17 protein-coding genes and 1 tRNA gene are annotated in these 17,172 nt (G+C 37.5%); 2 read left to right on the forward strand and 16 right to left on the reverse strand.

Translation table 11 applies throughout. From position 1 onward, the window contains the following. Window positions 1-6 precede the first annotated feature (6 nt). A tRNA-Tyr gene (locus I5M07_RS02060) sits at window positions 7-87 on the forward strand. A 291-nt stretch (window positions 88-378) separates the two neighbouring features. Continuing rightward, on the forward strand, window positions 379-1,686 hold the full coding sequence (locus tag I5M07_RS02065; RefSeq protein ID WP_200104530.1) for a site-specific integrase: 1,308 nt from the start codon (window positions 379-381) through the stop codon (window positions 1,684-1,686). Between the two features lie 349 nt (window positions 1,687-2,035). On the opposite strand, the gene I5M07_RS02070 is transcribed toward I5M07_RS02065, so the two are convergent. The 16 genes from I5M07_RS02070 to I5M07_RS02145 all read right to left on the reverse strand — a co-directional run bounded on the left by I5M07_RS02070 (window position 2,036) and on the right by I5M07_RS02145 (window position 17,083). Beyond that, complete coding sequence (locus I5M07_RS02070; RefSeq protein ID WP_200104531.1) at window positions 2,036-2,311, reverse strand: DNA-binding protein; 276 nt, start codon at window positions 2,309-2,311, stop codon at window positions 2,036-2,038. Between the two features lie 343 nt (window positions 2,312-2,654). Then, a complete protein-coding gene (locus I5M07_RS02075) occupies window positions 2,655-3,806 on the reverse strand; it encodes a hypothetical protein (RefSeq protein WP_200104532.1) in 1,152 nt (383 codons plus the stop codon). Between the two features lie 15 nt (window positions 3,807-3,821). Continuing rightward, window positions 3,822-4,685 carry a conjugative transposon protein TraN gene (gene traN, locus I5M07_RS02080; protein WP_200104533.1) on the reverse strand — a complete coding sequence of 288 codons (864 nt, stop codon included), beginning with the start codon at window positions 4,683-4,685 and terminating at the stop codon, window positions 3,822-3,824. Between the two features lie 13 nt (window positions 4,686-4,698). After that, window positions 4,699-5,988 (reverse strand): conjugative transposon protein TraM, encoded by a 1,290-nt coding sequence (gene traM / locus I5M07_RS02085; protein ID WP_200104534.1) that lies wholly within the window; start codon window positions 5,986-5,988, stop codon window positions 4,699-4,701. A 262-nt stretch (window positions 5,989-6,250) separates the two neighbouring features. Further along, window positions 6,251-6,859, reverse strand: coding sequence for a conjugative transposon protein TraK (gene traK / locus I5M07_RS02090; protein ID WP_233431392.1), 609 nt, complete (start codon window positions 6,857-6,859; stop codon window positions 6,251-6,253). Between the two features lie 24 nt (window positions 6,860-6,883). After that, window positions 6,884-8,095: a conjugative transposon protein TraJ gene (gene traJ / locus I5M07_RS02095; protein WP_200104535.1), complete on the reverse strand. Its 1,212-nt coding sequence runs from the start codon at window positions 8,093-8,095 to the stop codon at window positions 6,884-6,886. A 3-nt stretch (window positions 8,096-8,098) separates the two neighbouring features. Then, window positions 8,099-8,734: a TerB family tellurite resistance protein gene (locus I5M07_RS02100; RefSeq protein ID WP_200104536.1), complete on the reverse strand. Its 636-nt coding sequence runs from the start codon at window positions 8,732-8,734 to the stop codon at window positions 8,099-8,101. 11 nt (window positions 8,735-8,745) lie between these two features. Then, window positions 8,746-9,360, reverse strand: coding sequence for a hypothetical protein (locus I5M07_RS02105; RefSeq protein ID WP_200104537.1), 615 nt, complete (start codon window positions 9,358-9,360; stop codon window positions 8,746-8,748). A 14-nt stretch (window positions 9,361-9,374) separates the two neighbouring features. Beyond that, window positions 9,375-10,058: a conjugal transfer protein TraI gene (locus tag I5M07_RS02110; RefSeq protein WP_200104538.1), complete on the reverse strand. Its 684-nt coding sequence runs from the start codon at window positions 10,056-10,058 to the stop codon at window positions 9,375-9,377. A gap of 9 nt (window positions 10,059-10,067) precedes the next feature. After that, window positions 10,068-12,539, reverse strand: coding sequence for a TraG family conjugative transposon ATPase (locus I5M07_RS02115; protein WP_200104539.1), 2,472 nt, complete (start codon window positions 12,537-12,539; stop codon window positions 10,068-10,070). Window positions 12,540-12,571: 32 nt separating this feature from the next. Further along, on the reverse strand, window positions 12,572-12,886 hold the full coding sequence (locus tag I5M07_RS02120; RefSeq protein WP_163397480.1) for a DUF4133 domain-containing protein: 315 nt from the start codon (window positions 12,884-12,886) through the stop codon (window positions 12,572-12,574). A gap of 12 nt (window positions 12,887-12,898) precedes the next feature. Continuing rightward, window positions 12,899-13,234, reverse strand: coding sequence for a DUF4134 domain-containing protein (locus I5M07_RS02125; protein ID WP_200104540.1), 336 nt, complete (start codon window positions 13,232-13,234; stop codon window positions 12,899-12,901). Between the two features lie 127 nt (window positions 13,235-13,361). Further along, entirely contained in the window at window positions 13,362-13,823 is a 462-nt protein-coding gene (locus tag I5M07_RS02130; RefSeq protein WP_200104541.1) for a hypothetical protein, read from the reverse strand. 198 nt (window positions 13,824-14,021) lie between these two features. After that, window positions 14,022-15,197: a hypothetical protein gene (locus tag I5M07_RS02135; protein ID WP_200104542.1), complete on the reverse strand. Its 1,176-nt coding sequence runs from the start codon at window positions 15,195-15,197 to the stop codon at window positions 14,022-14,024. Window positions 15,198-15,271: 74 nt separating this feature from the next. Next, window positions 15,272-16,141, reverse strand: a complete 870-nt coding sequence (locus tag I5M07_RS02140; RefSeq protein ID WP_200104543.1) for a helix-turn-helix domain-containing protein — start codon at window positions 16,139-16,141, stop codon at window positions 15,272-15,274. A gap of 336 nt (window positions 16,142-16,477) precedes the next feature. Then, complete coding sequence (locus tag I5M07_RS02145) at window positions 16,478-17,083, reverse strand: hypothetical protein (protein WP_200104544.1); 606 nt, start codon at window positions 17,081-17,083, stop codon at window positions 16,478-16,480. Window positions 17,084-17,172 lie beyond the last annotated feature (89 nt).

The following is a 17,172-nucleotide window of genomic DNA, read 5'->3' on the forward strand; positions in this document are numbered from 1 at the left end:
AAGCAAGGGGAGATACTCAAGCGGCCAACGAGGGCAGACTGTAAATCTGCTGTGAAAACTTCGCAGGTTCGAATCCTGCTCTCCCCACGGAAAGGCCGAAAAGGCGGAAAACTAAAAGTTTTCAATCTTTTCAAAAAGCCACAAAAAATGTCTGAAGACCTGCAAATTCAACGATTTGCAGGTTTTTTTTATTTTAGGCCTGTTTTCAATATTTATAAATCCTCACAAAATTAAAGGTGCAGAATCGGTGCACTTTCCGGCGCGCTGAAAAGTGCACCAGAAACAGCAAAAATCCCTTATATTACAGGGGTTAACGAGATTAACGACTTGATTTGGCAGTAATATTATTCTACATTTATTAATTTAAAAAGTAGGATTATGTTGGAAAGCAGTTTTGGTTTGGGATTCTTTTTAAAAAGACCCAAAATAGAAAGTAAAGAATGGATTGTGTATTTCAGAATAACTGTTGACGGTATCCGTAAGGAAAGCTCAACTAAGAGAAAATGGGATAATACACGATGGGATCAAAGGTTCGAAAGAGCGGTCGGCTCAAAGGAAGATGCAAAGTCGCTGAACTTCTTTTTGGATTCGCTGACTTTAAAAATCAATGAAATCAAAACCGAAATGATGTACAGTGGCAAAACCATAACCGCTGAGAAAATTATGGACGAGGTTCTGGGAAGGACAGCGCCAAAGATTAAGGTGCTGGAAGAATTTCAAAAGCATAATGATGAAATGGAGGCGCTTCTTGGAAAAGGCTATGCAAAAGGCACCCTTGACCGGTTTACCATTACTAAAAACCATTTGACTGCGTTTATAAAATTCAAGCTTAAAAAGGACGATATTGAATTTGCAGATTTGAATCTTGAGTTTGTAAAGGATTTCGAGTTTTATCTTAGAACTGTACGCGACTGCAGCAACAACACCACCCTAAAATATATTGCAAATTTCAAAAAGATTGTAATCCGCGCCATCGATAAGGAGTTAATCACCAAGGACCCATTTAAGAACTTTAAGGGACGTAAAACAAAACTGGTAAAAAAACCGCTTACCGCACAGGAATTGTACGAACTTGAAAGTCATTATTTCACAACTGACAGGCTCAATGTCGTAAGGGATGTATTTGTCTTCCAATGCTACACTGGCCTGGCTTACATAGACGCTTATCAATTAAAGAAAACTGATATCAAAGAAGGCATTGATGGAAATCTATGGATTATGTCCGAAAGGCAGAAAACAAACTCATCATTTAATGTACCTCTTCTTCCCCAAGCACTGAAAATAATTGAAAAATATAAAGAGCACCCGCTGTGTATCCAGCGTGGAACCGTGCTTCCTGTTTCATCCAACCAGAAAATGAATGAGTATCTAAAAGAGGTGGCAGTCTTGTGTGGCTTTCCTTTTACATTAAACACGCATATGGCCCGCCGTACTTTTGGAAGCACTGTGACATTAAATAACAACGTCCCTATTAATGTAGTTAAAGAACTGCTGGGTCATGCATCGGTAAAACAGACTGAGGCATATGCTATAACTGAGCAGGCTACAATCGGTCGTGAAATGTCTATTCTCAATAAAAAACTCAATAAAACTGGATCCAAAATATCTAAACCTGATTTGGCGGTTCTCAGCAGGCTCGAAAAGGAAATTCAGGCAATCAAAAAGAAATACAACATTTCTTCGTGATCAATAAATTTAAAAATATATTTAAAATTAAAAGAGGCTATCTCAAATATTTTGAGATAGCCTCCTTTTACACAACTTAACTTCGCTTTTATATCCTGGATGATAAGATGGGGTGTACTTAATGTATCCCAAATCCTGAAGCTGTTTAAAATACTTATGATAAGTCGGCAGCGTATTGACATGTGACAGCTCCATAATTTTACTGCGGCTGACTTTAATCCTTCTTCTTTGGCCCTGCCTATAGCCTAATCCTAGTATTGCTGTCAAAATCGATAGATGCCAGACATTTAGTTTAGGATCATTACTATACATTGACAGATAACTCATTATATAGCTTTCTTTTAATCTCTTAGTGTTTATCATCATCAAATAATTTTTGAAGATCTTCTTTATTATAGTAGTACGACCCAAGCACTTTTTTGAAACGGACTTTTTGGCTTGTTCTAAGATTCTGTACTGAACCTGCTGAAATATCAAGCAGTTTTCTCACAGACTTGCTTTTAATCCACTCTGGTTCCAAAGTTTCTTTCCGTCCAGAATCCTTATCTTTAAATAAAGCCTGTATTTTAACTACTAGAAGAAGACCAAACTGTCTCAGATCTTCCTTGGTTACAATTTCATTCATAGTACAATTTCATAAAATTATTAATTGCAGAATCTTTAGATGTCCGCGTCAGCTGAAAACAAAAAATATACTTCACTTCCACGATTTTTTTTAAAAGATGGCCTATACTTTATATATCCATACTGATGAAGTTCCTGGACACATTTATGATACGTATTTGCTGAAGAAACTTTAGCAATAACAATAATCTCCGAGCTAAAGACAAAAATTGGATTAATAAAGCCCTTAACGGATCTAAATTGTAATAGAGCTGCATAAATGGCAATATGCATTGGACTAATCCGGTAATCATTCTCTATTGCTTTGAAAAAATCCGATAAAGGCTTTAATTTTTCCATAACTTTTAAAGTGAGGGAGTTTTTCTTTTCTTTACTTTATTATCTTTCCTCCCTGAATCACCTTCATCAGAATCTAGATTTTTTTTTTGATCTTTAGATACTGATTCTTTTTGAGATTCAGCCTTTTTTTCTTCCTTGCTCTCTCGATGATTAATTCTTTGTAAATTTTCATCGTAAACATTAACAGTCTTGAACTGGGGATTTGCCTCCACAAACATTTTACTTTCAGTACCGCCGACAACAAAAGTCGCCGACTGAAGGTTTCCTTTTTTAAGGGAATTTAAAAGGTCTTCTTTATACTGCGGAGCATTGAGCTCTTTGATTGAATGTTTTGCCAGACTTGCTTCCAAATCATACCCATAATTCTGATGGTATTGGTTCAGCTTAAAATTACCATTGTCAGATTGTTTAAAGTCGATTTTCAGCCAGCAATTATAGCTCTCCCCTTCTTTGTTTTTAAGATCTTTATTGACAGATCTGCCTTCCATCAAATTATAAGCCTCTTTCATTGTAATGCTGGCGCTGTCTTTGTTAATGTAGAAGGTCTGTTCCAGACCAGGTTTGTTTTCTTCTTTCTGAAGATTGACATGATAGGAATTAAAAAAGTACATATCTGTCTGCTCAGACCTTTTGAAATTTAATTCTACAGTTAAGGTATCCTTATTTGGCAGACCATTGTTCATAATGCCGGTGTGCATAATTTTAAAATCCTTATCTCCCTTCATTATGTTCTCTCGCAGTTCAGCATCGAACGTTTCTCCAAATCCAGTATATTTTAACTGGTCTTTCAGGTATTCTAAATTTTTCTCATTCATTGCGTTTTCATTTAAATTATTTTCTAAAATTTCTCTCCTATCTATTTCCCTTTTGGCAAATCCAGTAAGTTCTATTGCTTCATTTTCGCAAGTATCTGCCCCGCTATTCAAAACTGCTCGCAAGTCGTCGATAACTGATTCAATCGGCAGGCTCTGAAAATAATTCGCATCATTGGTCATAACCAGACAGTACTCCTTCGCATCCAAGGGATTTCTAAAAAACTCAATTGTGTCGGTATCAGTCACCTCATCGGTATTAAAGGCGGCAAATCGATGGCCGTTATAAGCCATTTCCTCAGCAAATGACAGCATCATTTCAGTGTCAGCTAAATTGATTATCATAATTTATTTTAAAGCTTAAAAAGTGTCACTGCTTAATTCTGTAATCGGAATTACCTTATCAGTCAGATTATTATTAATATCCACTTCCAAATGTCTTCCGCCGTTTTTTTCTATCATCTGAAGTGTCAGATACTTATTCTCCGGGATGGTAAATTTCTCCAGAGCATAAACTTTTATTATTTCAGATTTATAAGGAATTACAGAAGAAGATGAAGTCGCGTACAAAGGCTGCAGTTCAATTTCCTGCGACGCGGTACGTTTTGACTTCTTCTGGTCTCTGATAAAAAAACGGAGCTGATCAATATCGTAGTTAATCTTTGATTTGTTTTCAAAAACAATACGCAGATACAAAACATCCTGCTGGATAAAGATCCCGTTCACCTCCAGTCTGATCTGATACTTTGATTTTTTTAGACCACTGATTTTTTTCTTTTTGGAATATGCAGCCAAAGCACACTGTTCAATTCTTTTCTGATTTTCGTTTTCTAAAGAAAAAAGCACGTCCCTGCTTGCAGCCACTGCATTTTCAGCCTTAAAATTTAAGTCAGGGCAGGAATCGTCATAATTCAGTACAAAAACATACAATTTCCCGTCAGAAGTTACAACTGTCAGATTGGTCTGAAAAAAATGCTGTTTAGCAGCTTTTACAAGTAGTATATTCTCAACTCCTTTTGCTTTCTGTACAAGCACTTCTGCGCTTCCTAAATCTATGCTCTTGATTGTATAAGGAAAAATAATGCTTGTGGTTTTAGAAAAACCTACTTGTAGATTTTTATACTGGTCTTCGTAAAAGACAGTTTCCCTTGCGTTTGACTGTGGATTAACTGAAACACAAACCAGCAGCAAGCTGATTAAAAACAAATAATTCGCTCTTTTCATACTTTCTCTCTTTTTAAGGTTTTAAATTCTTTTGTTTTTCATCATACAGCAGCACCTGATACCCTGCCTTTACAACCACTTTTATGAGTTTTACCTTTTTGCTCATCAGACTTTTGGCTGCCTCGATGCCCATACCTGCGGCCTGTGCTCCCCAGGAATCCGAAATCCCGGTAAGACCGAGTGTCTGAATGGATCTGTCAGCTGATGCCTTAGCCACATCCCTGTTAATCGCTCCGGGAATATAGATGCCGTCAATCCCGTCCATATCATAGACTGCCAGCTCGACGGGAAATATCGAATTATTGTACTGGATGTTTGTGATTTTTACCTCCAGCCTCTCCCCTTTTAAAGCCGCCGTACCATACAGAAAAGTATTTCTGGGTATCATTGTTCCTTGGAGAAAAATATCATTCGTAAGTCTTAATTTAACCATCGAGCCATTGACAATAGTCTGCGTCTGATGCACAACTGCTTCAATAGAATTTTGTATTTCTTCAGCAGGCTGTGCTTGGTCCAGAGAATAAAATTCATTTGTTTTCAAAGAGGTCTGCAAATCGACATTCCGATGAAGTGAGCTTATGTTATTCTCTGCTTCTTTTTTCTGCACTGAATATATTTTGCCTTTTTTGCTCTCAGATGTTTGTTTAAGCCTTTCCTGCACGCGCTGCGGATGCTGTATATCCAAAATATTTTCCAGCATACCGCCTAACTGCTGAAGTTCCGGATCAGGTTCCTGAGGCGTGCTCATTGTCGACATTAGCCCTTCAAGTTTTTTAATCTCTTCCGATTCTCCACTGGAAGTGCCGTAATTTTCAAATTCCCTCATGTCCTGACCGTAAGCAGGGACAGCGGGCTGGCTGATTATGTTTTCAAGAGCCCTGAGCTTCTCATAAACTTTCTGTTCATTGCGGTCCTGAAAAGACTGAGAATTAAAAGCTGATTTGTTTTTTGGAAGCATGCGGGATTCAAAATCACTTGTGGAAAAAGAATCTGCCTTATCTTCCGAGACTTTATTATCAATATAGTTAGGATCTTTTTTTATCTGCTCTCGCAGTTTTATCGAATCAACTGCCGCCTGATCGTAATAGCTCATCTTATCCAGTGCTGAATCTTCTTTAAATTTAGGCAGTGGCAGATTAAAATTGAATCCTTTCCTTTCATCGTTCCCTGCCATCTTGGATTCCATTCTTCCGCCGCCTAATGAATAAAATAAGAATGTCAAAAATGGAAATGTTATAAGAGGCAGCATTAAAAGCATCTTTCTCTTTTTAGACTCCTTTGGAGATAATGTTTTCTCTTGCATAATTTTAGTTTTTTAAATTGATTGTCTTAATTTTTGAAGCTGTTGAAACCTCAGCTTGTTTATAGAATGTCCTATACAGGTTATAAATTAAGTAACCCGATGTCAAAACCGTAAAGAACAGAAGTCCCCAGATCAGTTTTGTTTTAGAGAGACCATCTGTAACTCTCTTCATTTTTTCTGCCCATCTTTTCTGCAATAGCAGATAATACTTGTGATACACAAAAGGCTCAGTCTGCCTTGTAAAAAAGGATTTCATAAATCTCTATTTTCTGGTTTCTGCGGAAATATCTTTGTTTTCAATCGTATTAAACCGCTCGATAAGAAAACCATGCGGATTATTATCGCTTCTTGATACATTGCGAAGCGCACCTTCTGTAAGCAGGCTTCTTTTCAAAATACTGGTAGTACGGATAATGTTCTGTCTGGCATAACATCTAAAATGGTAGGGATATTCACGGATATCAATACTCACACTGTCAATCTGGATGGTCTGACTGATATTTCCTGATATAATACCCGAATAAAAATTGTTTTCCTTCAGGTCATCATAAATCCGTTTTGCACTGTCGTCTGCCAGATATAGGGCTTTTGTGATATTGGTTTTAATGACCTTATCATCAGGATCAAGGGTAAAGAAAAACTTATGAAAGGTTTTCACATGGTCCCTTGCTTCAACAGTGATATTATCTTTTCTTTCCGAAGCGTAAGCTTCCAGCGCTTTACCGTTTGCCAGAATATATACTTTATCCTGCATAAGGCTCACTGTCTGGAAACTTTTATAGACAGCATAACAGCTTATTATGATGCATCCTGCAATTACAAGCATCGTGAAACCTCTCACATATCTAAATGCCGTATCAATGTTTTTCATTTTGGTAAACATATGCTCCTTTTATTAAGTCTGTTTAGAATTTCCTTTAAGCCTGTCATTCATATAGTTTCCTTTATCAGTAAAATAAGGACTGCTTCCTGCTGTCGCAGCCATGCTGCTGGTCATTCTCCGATCCGCATCTCCCATCGCATCAGCAGCCATTCCAACCGCATTTGAAGAGGTTCTCACAACAGAACTAGCTGAATTGCTAAACATGCTTGTCACTTTATGACCCAAGGCTCCTCCTCCGCCTGCATGAACTATATAATTGGCAACAGAAGGCACGGTAAAATATCCTATGATACCTATTATCATGAAAATTAAATATGACATATCGGTCCTGCTGAAAAAAGTGTCACCTGTTGCCTGCACCTGCGAGAGGTCCAGCTTGAGCATGAGTTCCTGAATCTTTCCTATAATACTTCCGAATATATTGGCAACAGGAAGCCAGAGGTAAATATTGATATATCGGGCAAGCCAGACAGTGAGCGTGTGCTGGAAACCTTCAAATACTGCGATTCCAAATACCAGCGGACCTAAAATGGAAAGCACCACCAGCTGAAATGTCCGAAGGGTGTCAATGCATAAGGTGGCAGCTTCAAACAAAACCCTCAGCACCTCGCTCAGCCATTCCTTGACCGAATTTCGAAAACTGTAAGAAGCTTTTTCCATTGCAAATTTTACATCATTGCCTATGCCTGCGAGCATGCTCTCATCCGATGGATCAGCACCGTCATGCGTATACTTATACCATCTGTCGCGATCACCCGTACCAGCGGCCCCTACATACATCTTCCATGGATCGGTTTCTTTAATTGCTTTTTCTTTCTCTTTAAGAAGAACAGCAACTGCATTGTTAGAGCCTGTTACCATAGCTGCAGTAGCTGTAACAGTTGGTTTCATAACTCCGTTAATAAGTGCCAGAACCGACGGAAAAATCATAATGCAGAATCCTATTACAAAGGGACGGAAGAGCGGGTAAAAATCGATAGGTTCCGCACTTGCAATATGCCTCCAAACTCTTGAAGCTATATACCATATAGTTCCAAAGCCTGCTATTCCCTGCCCTACTGCTATTAGATTAGAACACAAAGGCATCATTTGATCATAAAGCTGGTCTAAAACCCCATGAAGACTACTCATGTCTTCACCAAGTCCCTGTGCTATTATTCTGCAAGGAAGCAGTAACATGATAAGCATCACACAAACTGCTTTTTTGTTTAATAGGCATTTCATACTCTACTCTTTAAATTCTTGAAAACTCTTTGAGACATAAACATCTTTTTTCTCTTTTGATCTCTGAAGAGCCAGCACGTTCGACGTGGTATTAAAGTTTCTGAGAAAAAGCAGTTTATCCTGCATCTGCTCATAGATATCGTCAACTGCCTTTAGTCTTTCGTCGTCCGACATCCTGAGCTTATCAGCTGTTATGACCATCGTAAGTTCATCGAGATTTCGCACGCTCTGATTAAGCAGGTTTCCGTAAACTTTCTCAAAGTAATTTATTTCCTGTCCGCTGAAATTTCCGCTTTTTATAAATCGGTTCATACCGTTGCGGCTTTCCTTGACTATTGAAATCTGATATTCCACTATCTCTCCTACCTTTTTATAATTCCTCACCGCTGGACTTACCTGCATAAGTGCATCTAGAAAAGTTTTATGCAGGCTGAAGTTTCCTTCAGTCATATCTTTCACCGTTTTGTATCCACCTGAAAGCAGCTCATATCCCTTTTTCATATCACTGAGAATTTTCTTGAACTGGGATAGCTTTTCGATATTCAAAATCAACTGCTGAATTTCTGCTGACTGCCCCATTGATTTAACTGGAATCATTAACAAAGTGATCAATATTGTCAAAATCAAAATCTTTTTCATAGTAGCTTAATTTATAATCCATATAATTCATCAACATTCTTAGAATCCTTTTTATCTGCAGATTTTGAAATCGACAGCAGTCTGGCATCGCTGCAGAAAGAAAGACAGAAATTATAATCCTCCAGCATAGTTTTGTGCAGGAGATCAATGCGCTCAAGCCTCTGGTCATCTTTTAGTTCCAGTTCTGCATCGGTGGTAATAACAAGCAGCTGGTCGAGAGTCTGGCTGCAGTTCTGAAGAAGTTTCTCAAAAGACCTCTCTATATAGTCCAGTTCATTACCGTGAAACAAATCAACAGTCTTAAGATCTGCCAAAGTCTTGCTGCAGAGTTTCATTATTTTAAACTGCATGGAAATAATCTCAACAGTTTTATAATAATTCCTAACCTTTGGATTGATTTTTAAAAGTGAGGTAAAATAATCACCATGCAGGTTTAGCTCTCCTCTTCTGGCATCACCTATGAAATTAAGCCCCTTTGATACTGCCGAATATCCTTTCTTTGCGTAGTCGATATAAACCTGAAGCGCGGCTATCTGCAGTAAAAGTTCCTTTCTCTGCTTTGCCTGCCCGCTCATGCCTTGATTAAAAACACAGAGCGTTATTAGTATTACACCTATCTTTTTCATGTTTTTTTATTGAATTATGGAATTCCGTAAAATTGTTTCACTTGGTTTACATCTGCTTCTGTTTTGGCCCTCTGAAGACTCAGCAGTATGTTCTGCTGGTTAAACATTGTAAGGTCGTCGTAGTTCCCATCAATCTGATCAGCAGCCTTGTTGATGATTTCCAGACGTTTGAGATCGCTCATTTGGGTGGCAAAAGAATCCAGAATCAAAAAAATCTGGTCGATATTCTTCACACTTTCCTCTAGTATTCCTTTATAAACGCGCTCCATATACTGGATTTCGCTGTCTTTAAAATGAGTATCTTGCCTGAAAAGATTCCAGGCTCTTTCATATTCCTGAACAAGCTGTGTCTGCTTTTTGGTAATCTCTTTTATCCTCTGGTAGTAGGTGATAATTGACTTTACTTTTGCCAGCTCTTCATAGTAGCCTTTGTAAAGATCTTTTTGTTTCTGAGTCCAGTCCGAGATCTCATCGAGCTTCAATTTGGAAAGTACATTTTCCACCTGCTTCTGTGCATTCTGAAGCCAGATCGTTTTATTCTGCAGTTTCTGGATTCTAAGATCGATTGCTTTGATTACCTTCTTAGTTACTGCTTTTACAATTTCCAATATCGGGAGTGCCGCAACTTTTTCCGCAGGTCTTGCCGAGGTGCCCAGTAGCAACAGGCAGACCATCAAGAGTATTAATTTCTTTTTCATTATTCCTTTTCATTTAATTCCATTTCTCATATCCTGAGCCATTGCGGCTATTCCTTTCTTTATGTCCCCGCCAAACTTCTTCGCATAGGCATTCATTTTCACTTTCTCGCTTTCCTCTGTTGTATAAGCTAAGTATTCCTCCAGCGAAACTTCGGTTCTGTAGACCTTTGAAAGCATCCCTCCCAGGGAGATAAACACTTCTTTGTATTTCCTAGCTGGATCATTGGCTTTATTTACAGAAAGTACAAGTGCCTTTTCTTTGTCTGTAAGTCCCAGCAGCTCCTGAATCTGGTTAAACTTATTTTGATATTTGCTCTGGTCCAGAAGGATCTTGCAGTCGCTGTTGTTGATAATGGCCTGCTTGACCACTGGTGAAGAAATAATATCCTCCACCTCCTGAGTTACCACTATCGCTTCCCCGAAGAATTTACGCACGGTCTTAAAAAGATACTTAATGTAATCTGCAAAACCCTCCTTCATCAGTGCTTTCCATGCTTCCTCAATAAGTATCATTTTTCGGATACCCTTAAGTTTTCTCATCTTGTTTATAAAAACTTCCATTATTATGATGGTCACTACTGGAAAAAGAATCGGATGGTCTTTGATATTATCCAGCTCGAAGACAATAAACCTTTCTTTTAGAAGGTCCAGATTTTCTGTCGCGTTCAGTAGATAATCAAACTCGCCTCCCTTGTAATAAGGCCTGAGTACATAAAGAAAATTATTCACATCAAAGTCCTTCTCCTTTACTTTATCTCCTTCCAAAATTGAGATAAAATCCACCTTCAGGAAATCATAGAAGCTATTGAAACAGGGAAATATCTCTGCATTATTATCCAATTTCTCGTAATACAACTGCAGGGCATTTGAGAGCGCTACATACTCGCTCCGGTTAAAGGTTTCGTCGTCTTTTTTCCAGAGTGCGAGCAGAAGCGTTTTAATGCTCTCTTTTTTCTCCGTATCCAGACTGTCTCCTTCTGAAATATAAAATGGGTTAAAACGGATAGGATTCTTTTCATCGTAAGTAAAATAATAACCGTTTACCATATCGCAGAGCCCTTTATAGCTGTGCCCAACATCCACCAGCACAATATGCGTTCCCTGTTCGTAATAGCTTCTTACCATATGATTGGTAAAAAAGGACTTGCCGCTGCCCGAAGGTCCCAATATAAACTTATTGCGATTGGTGCAGATTCCCATCTTAACAGGCTCATCGCTGATATCAACATGAACTGGTTTTCCTGTCAGCCTGTCTCCCAGCCTGATACCGCAGGGACTCAGTGAAGATTTATATCCCGTTTCCATATTCAGAAAGCATACCGCCTGTTCGGTAAAGGTATCGAAGGTGTCATTCATGGGAAAGTCCGCTGCATTTCCCGCCATTCCAGCCCAATAGATCTGAGAAGCTCCGACTGTTTCATGCTTCGCTGCCGCATCCATCTGGGCAAGAGCTGATGACACTTTGTTTTTAATCTCTTTCAGGTCTTCCTTATCCGTGCTCCAGGCCAGTACATTAAAATGGGCTTTAACCGGAAGCCTCTGCTGTGATACTGCCTCGTTCAGGAAATCATTCGTCGCATCCCTGGCAATCATATTCTCCCGGCTATAGGCAGAGAGTGACTGCAGTCTGAGTCGCTTGCTTTCCAGCTTTTGGATGGTTTTCTGTGAATCCTCAATGAAGATATACTGATTGTAAATATGATTACAGGATAAGAGCTGGCCGAGAGTTGACGCAAAACCAACGCTGAATTTGGTCTTATCGGTCGAATAGCGGTCAAAATTAATTCTTGATCCGCATAATCCGGGCAGATCAGCTGCATCACCAAGTGTAAACAATTGGCAGTGTTTATCCCCTACTGCTAATCCTTCGTCAAACCTGATATCCTTAAATACGAATGAATTTTCCTGCTCTGATAAAAAACAATACTTTTCCACCAGCCCTATTCTTCTGCTCTCGCTTCTAAGCGATTCATTTTGCAGACGCTCCAGCTTTATAAATCCGCTGTCTTCCACAATCCTTTTAAACTGCCCGCAGGTATCTGCAAAATCCTGCAAAAGCTGCGGTTTTAAGGTTTCCTCTGGAACTATGGAACTTCTAAGCAGATTAGAAAACAATGAGGTTGCATTTCTTCTTCCCGCTGGTTTCTTGGTCAGCATGATATAGCAGGAATGATCCAAAAAAGGTCTTTCATTAAAGAAACGCTCACTGCTTCTGGTCAGAAAACTGCTGTCTTCACTTAAAAAATCAGCTTTATAAGCACTTTCTAAGAACCAGTCCTGTTTATGAAAAACACAAAACTTCGGCAGCACCTTTAACGCCTTTATCCACGATTGGTGGAAAGCTTCATACTCCTGGTCTGACAGCGTGAAAATTTCAGGCAGTTCTGCCTTAAAAACTATAGTTACATCGCCCTGTTTTGATAAAATGCAGTCATGCTCCACTGCCATAACCGGCAGCTGCTCTTCCATCCTCTTCTCCATCCTTTCTCTATTATATAATTAACTCTCTACAGCTATAACTTCATAAAAACTGCTCTGCTGTAAACTTTAATCCACTTAGGAATCTGTTTTTTAGCCAGAGCCTTCATCATGCCGTATTCTCCGTAGGTATTACTCATTCTGTATATTTTAAAAACAAGAAAACCTCCCGCCGTTCCAACAAAACCAATGCATATCAAGGAAGGAATTCCAATTATATACAGGACAGCAAACAGAATCATAAGACCTACAACACCTCCGCCCAAATACCAGATGTACTGCGCTTTAAGTCCCTTAAATTCTATACTCTGATTGATTCCTTTATTGATCGAATAAACGCTGTTACTCATCTTCTCTATCGTTTAAACCCCGAAAAAGGATTTAATTACAGTAGCGACTACCACCAGAAACACACAGCTTCCAAACCAGGCTGCTGCCACTTTTCCGGTATCAGGATCTCCGGCATTCCATTTCTGGTATACTTTTACTGCCCCTATCAGCCCGAGGATCGCTCCTACCGCATACATTAATTCAGTGCCGGCATCAAAGTAACTTCTCACTTTCTGGTTGGCTTCATTAATGCCCGCCACACCATCCTGGCTATAAATAACATTACTAACCAGAATCATCAGTAGCGAAGATCCCATAGCTCTAAATCTTCTAATAAGACTTTTTAATTTCCATCTGCATTTTTTCATCACAAATCATTTTTAAAGTTATTCTTTATAAAAAGAAGAGGAATACCACCGTTGCAGCTCTATTTTTCCTGTCACATAAAGCCATACCGCACCAGAGAGAACGGGGAATATTCCTCCTCTGAATTTTTTAAAATACCGGTCCTTCCCAGAGACTGTCTGCTTCGCTGAGCGTTAAAAGCAGAGTAGGATGCCTTTGAGATTCAAAGACCATTTGTTGGTTAATGTTTTCTCTGAGGGAGGAAATTTTGACATAAGGATATTCATCCAGAAGCATTCGCAGGTAGTTTTGAAACTGCTCTTTTGTTAGTCTCTTTTCTGCACTTTCTTTAACTGCTTCTTTAATACGCTGCGATAGATTTTCCGCATCTTCCAGGGTATCAAAAGATTTCGGAAATGAATCGGATATCGATTTTATATCCTGTAAATTTTTAGAAGTTTTTTTTAGAAATGGTATTTGCAGTTTCTTTTCACCTGATAAGATTTTTTTTAAATCACTACTGTGAAATTTCAGTAAGATTATTAGATACCAGAAAATTATAGTAATACCAGCCGCGGTCAGATAACTGCCCCATGAAATATTTGTAAACATAGCTCCTCATTTTATCGTTCAACATTTTATCCTCCTCTATGAAAATCACTATCCGTTAAATTTTGATGTGATTTATTCTACAGGTCAAAGGAACGATAAGAATAAATTTTCTACAAGTACAACTTTTCTGTACCCTTTTTGTACCCTTTCAAAATGCCCGAATTTAAAGCGTTGTCAGATTATAAAAGACAATAAAATCTAATACGTTTTTATCTTGCGGATTATTTTCTCTAGACTTTCAATCGCAATTTCCTTATCACGCTCTTCCGCATTATATGATTTGCTTCTCACTGATTGGTAAGAAAGATTTCTCTTTACTGGAGTAGAGAGATAAGGTACTATACTTTTAAATATGTAATTCATAGACTTGGCTTTAATAATTCTCGCCTCATCTGTAGCCCTTAAAATAAGTCCAATCTGATCCCCTGAAAGTATACATTCAAGTTTTGAATCTGCCTTCTCCACAAATTCACTCCCGACAGAAGCATCAATCTGTTCCTGTATTAGAATTGCAGCCTTTTTTTCAGCAAATCTGATTTCGCTGGAGAACCAGTATTCCAAAAATGAGATAAGATTCTGTTGAGATGGATTAAAGGTCAATTTTAAATCTGCGTTTATTTTAGACAGTTTCTTGCAGAAGTATAGCAGCTTTTCAAGTCTTTCAGATAAATTCTCAAAACCTTCTAAATACCTGCCTATTCTATTAACCAGTCTATCGGTATATTCTCTGGAATTAAAATTCATTCTTATAAGCATAAGATCAAGATTTGAAAAACCTTCTGATTCCGTAACTGGATAATTTAATTTTTCAAGTTCGATGATTATCTCTCTATAATACAAAATCTGGCGATAGGTATACTTACTATTTCTGCTGTTATGAAGTGGCGCAGCAAGAAGATTAACAACAAATACCATTTCTGGATCATTGTCCACAGTATTTTCTTTTTTTTTAATCACATTTTTTAAAACCTCTAGTGTCTCTTTTTTCCAAATTGAAAAATAGCTGTAGGACACCCTTTGGTCCAAACTCATAAAGGACGAATATCTGATTTCTACAAATGACAGCAAATCGTCCAGGGAACTAACGATCAGGTCAAATATTCTAAAAAAATCAGGAGAATTGAATTTTTCGATCATTCTTATTTCTACTATCCTGTCTAATAAAAAAACCAATGAAGAATGATATTTTCTTATCAGAAGTCTAATCTGCCTTTTACTTTTCAGTTCGAAAAAAGAATCTTTAATATGAATTTTAATTTTTTTTGATTCAGATACTATTGTTTTACTCAAATTCTCCAATTCATATTCCGATACTTTTACAGAAGAATTATCAGTATCAAATGAATTTATAATCAACGAATCAAACCATTCCAAAGGATACATTTTAATCATCGTCTTATCGTTTTAATTAAACAATCTCTGGCAGAATAAGGAGCTATCTCGGCAGCTTACTTTTTATTAGAACGAAATTCGGTTGGCAGCATACCAGTATGTCTTTTAAAAAATACGCCAAAGTTTTCAGCGCTGCTGAATTCTAATTCATCGGCAATATTAGCCACGGAATAGCTTGAGTCCGTAAGAAGATTTTTTGAAACATTGACAATAGCTTCAATGATAAATGCTTTAGCAGTTTTACCTGTGCTTTCTTTTACCATCTTATTCAAATGTCCTGGAGTGATAAATAAAGCTCCTGCATAAAACTGAACATGATGCTGTTTTCTCAAATGTATTGATAGTAGAGTCAGGAATTGTATTACAATGCTTTCCCTTCTTGAAAAGTCAAGATTTAAGTCGGGTTTATATTTCGAATGTATAAACTTGAGTTCATATATAAATAAATTAAAGCATATCCGGCGCAGCTTAGTAATTACTTCCGGTTTGTCATTGCTGTTCTGCAATACATACATTAATTTGTAAATAAGTGATAAAACTTTAAAATCTGTTTCTTGAAGACTAATCTTTCGATCTGATTTTAACATTAGAAAACTAAAAGCATCAGAAAGCTCTTTCTCATAACAATTATTAAATGCAAAATCAAAATTTGTCCTTACAAGATAAAGCTGGATATTATCCGTCGCTTCAAGCCTCGTGCAAATGGAATTAAATGGGATTACCAATAAATCTTTCCGATTAACTATATTAGTTTCGTCATGAAATCTGATATTCATTTTACCACTTTTGATCAAAAGCACTGAAAAATTTGAAACGGAAAATGGTACCGGTACAATGTTTTTTGCCCTATAGTCTGTAATGTAGACTACATCAATACCATCATTTTCAATGCTTTTAATCTCAGTATTTAAGATTTCTCTAATCATTTTTGCTCTTTTAGTTTAGATCTCCTTTTAGATTTCATCCTTGAAAAAATATTCCATCCATGTAAAAAACTGGAAATATAAATTAGACAAACAGCAGACGTATAAAATATATGCTGTTAATCTCGGACTCTCAATTATATTGTCCTCGTAAAGTACGTACTGAACCAGCTGATCAGCAGCAAAAAGCTTCATTATAAAATAAAGGCTGCAAAGATTAAAAAGGAACAATAAAATATAAAACAAAGCTCTCTTTTTCATAAATCAGGTAGATTAGAAAATTATTAATCAACTATATTAAAGTAGGAAGTGATCAACTTCAATTACGTCGTTACATTATTAATGTCCGGTACTCTTACTGGTGGTGGATGTCTCCCAATCTCTGTCTTTTCTATCCTTTTCGCTAAATAAAACTGCTTCCGAAATAGAGGAAATAGATAAAATGGATTCCTTTTCATCTGTTAGAAGTGTTGAATCCTGTCTTTTTGAAATCTCGTATTGAATTATAAAATCATCCACGATGTGGTACTGCTGGCCGCGAAGATTTCCGAGATTAACTATATACCCCTTCAGATCAAGTTTCAATAATGACCCCAGTGCACTTTCATCAACAATTATAAATAATGCTGAGATAGGATCCTCCGTAGAAGAAATTGTATCTAAAACAGAACTGCTTTTCTCAAAAGTCTTTAGTTCATTTCGCCCAGGTTGGGCTTTTAATACTGAAATGATCTTTTCCTTTAATTGGGCAGGAACTAGAAGTACGTAATCTCCCGCCGGAACTTCCTGAAAGTTTTCCTCTAAAGCAGACGCCTTTTTAAAATCTGCAGTTTTCTCTTTGCTGATTGCTTGGCTCGAAACCAAGCTTAAATCAGAATTGTCAAAATCGTCATTTGAACATGAACCTAAAAAAATAATTAAACCAGTTATTAGTAAATTTTTCATAATGCAAAATGGTTTGGTTAATTGAGAACTTGTCTCAGTCCATTTTACCCGGGCCAGCAGAACTTTTGCTCAGTACTTTACTGAATCTT

Origin of the sequence: Flavobacterium agrisoli, assembly GCF_016522065.1 — a bacterium.
Classification (GTDB): domain Bacteria; phylum Bacteroidota; class Bacteroidia; order Flavobacteriales; family Flavobacteriaceae; genus Flavobacterium; species Flavobacterium agrisoli.